General features: G+C 47.4%; 2 protein-coding genes. One reads left to right on the top strand and one right to left on the bottom strand.

Annotation, left to right across the window (positions count from 1 at the left end; genetic code table 11):
- Positions 1 to 1034, top strand: a 1034-nt coding sequence (locus tag NZ772_17600; protein MCS6815372.1) for a 2-isopropylmalate synthase, incomplete at its 5' end; no start/stop codon positions are given.
- 248 nt (positions 1035 to 1282) lie between these two features.
- Here the strand turns inward: NZ772_17600 and NZ772_17595 are convergent.
- The gene (locus NZ772_17595; GenBank protein MCS6815371.1) at positions 1283 to 1585 is read right to left on the bottom strand and encodes a hypothetical protein; all 303 of its coding nucleotides are present in this window, start codon (positions 1583 to 1585) and stop codon (positions 1283 to 1285) included.
- Between the last annotated feature and the right edge of the window lie 764 nt (positions 1586 to 2349).

The following is a 2349-nucleotide window of genomic DNA, read 5'->3' as shown; positions in this document are numbered from 1 at the left end:
AAAATGTTCCCAACGTTGACCAGGCCATCATTTCAGTCCATGGGCATAATGACTTAGGCTTAGCGGTTGCTAATTTCTTAGAAGCGGTGAAAAATGGTGCTCGGCAGTTGGAATGCACCATCAATGGCATTGGCGAACGTGCTGGGAATGCAGCCCTAGAAGAGTTGGTAATGGCACTGCACACAAGACGAGCCTACTTCAATCCCTTCTTGGGGCGACCAGCCGATTCTGAAGCCCCACTGACAAACATCGATACGCAGCAGATTTACAAAACCTCACGGTTGGTATCGAACTTAACGGGAATGATGGTGCAACCCAATAAGGCGATCGTGGGTGCTAATGCCTTTGCTCATGAGTCAGGAATCCACCAGGATGGCGTGCTCAAGAATCGCCTCACCTACGAAATTATGGATGCCAAGTCCATCGGCCTGTTAGACAACCAGATTGTGTTGGGCAAGCATTCAGGTCGCAATGCGTTCCGCACCCGGTTGCAGGAGTTGGGCTTTGACCTGTCGGATCAAGAGCTGAACAAAGCATTTCTGCGCTTCAAGGATTTGGCCGACAAGAAGAAAGATATTTCCGATTGGGATCTGGAGGCGATCGTCAACGACGAAATCCAACAAGCACCTGAACTGTTCCACCTCGAGTTGGTGCAGGTCTCCTGCGGGAACAATACTCGCCCAACGGCAACAGTAACTGTGCGCACTCCTACGGGTGAAGAGTTGACCGATGCAGCAATCGGCACTGGTCCAGTGGATGCAGTCTATCGAGCCATTAACCGTGTTGTGGACGTGCCTAATCAGCTAACGGAGTTTTCTGTACAGTCTGTTACAGCAGGCATTGATGCGATCGGCGAGGTAACCATTCGTCTGAGGTACAACAACCGGACATTTTCAGGTCATGCGGCTAACACTGATATTGTCGTGGCTTCCGCCCAAGCCTATATCAATGCCCTCAATCGTTTGTATGCTGCTATTCAAGCTGAAAAAGCCCGATCGGCTGAGGGGTCATCCGCGGTCACCGCAGCAATTTGATGCATAACGGCTTAGCTCAATCACCGCAGATAATCTTGGCTGCTAAAAGCCAATCCCATGGCAGTTAAGTGCAGCGCGTTGTAGTGTCACGATTCTCTTGCCGAGGGACTTTGCCGATGCTTATACAGTTCCCTAAACTGTCACTACAGATGGCTTGTAGTAAGGCCACAAGTTCTTACTGCGAACTAATACGTTATGTAGCCAGCTTTTGGAGAAACGGCATCACTCAATCTATGAGTTGACAAACATTATCTCTTCCCATCACAGCTTTCAGCTTTTTGGGTGTGCAATACTTGAGTACTTAGGCAGTATTGCACGATCGCATCTATATCCAAACCAATAATGCCTTGCGCGTGTAACAATGAGTTGCCAGAACAAGCAAAGGTGACGACAGATTTTTCTGCTGACATTAGGCTTTGAGCAAAAGCTTGAGTTTTGCTGTTAGGGGAAGCGTAAGCAATAAAGATGGTGTGAGCGATCGCCCCAATCATGTGATTCCGTTTGCCTGCCAGTTTAGCCGTGACCCGCGCATTCGTCCAGCAAAACCTCAACGAGTCCAAGTGTTGGGTGTATAGTTGAGACTAGGTTAGAGCGATGCTTCCGTATGCTGCTGTGTAACATTGCATTGCAACCGACGGAACTAGGATTTGGGGGAAGGAGAGAGAGCAATCACGCCGTTGAGCGTCTCCATGATGTTTTGCATCCAAGGGTTCATGGTTTATCTCTCCGTCATTAAGATACAAGGGTTAGGGTAAGGGCAACTGTTTCAACCTAAATTGAAATGACTATACCTTCCAGGGGGTAAGACTCGTCGATATTCAAACTAACTGGCTTGTAAAGCCACCGGAGGTACAGTTGACGGTTCGCAGTTCAGGGTTAACTACGCCTAGGCAGGTGCAATTGCTAGAGAAATTCGTGCAAAAGTCGATAAGGTGACCCTTTGTACTGATTTTTGAGGTTAGCCAAGCCATAGAGATTAGGCGCAATGGTTCCAGAGAACCTAACCAAGAACCTCAGTAACCAATTTAAGTGGACAACTAGCCATCTCGATAATGCTAAGTGGGATTGGTGGATACCTAGTAAAGGCAAGCAGTAGCTATGAAACTGCTGTTGGTTCAGCAGCAGCCTTGGGCTAGATGACCTAGAAGAGATTTTACCCTCGTGCTAGATGGGAACTGCTGTGATGACTTTGACTGTGAACTCCTATTAGCAGGACTAATCATCATTCTCTTTCTAGGGTTTTTAGTTTACAATACGTTTCTGTAAACAACTCTATAGATCTACCTATAGATTAAGAGGAGTGAATATGACTAAA

Source organism: Cyanobacteriota bacterium (genome assembly GCA_025054735.1).
Taxonomy (GTDB): domain Bacteria; phylum Cyanobacteriota; class Cyanobacteriia; order SKYG9; family SKYG9; genus SKYG9.
This window is presented reverse-complemented; position numbering and strand designations above follow the sequence as displayed.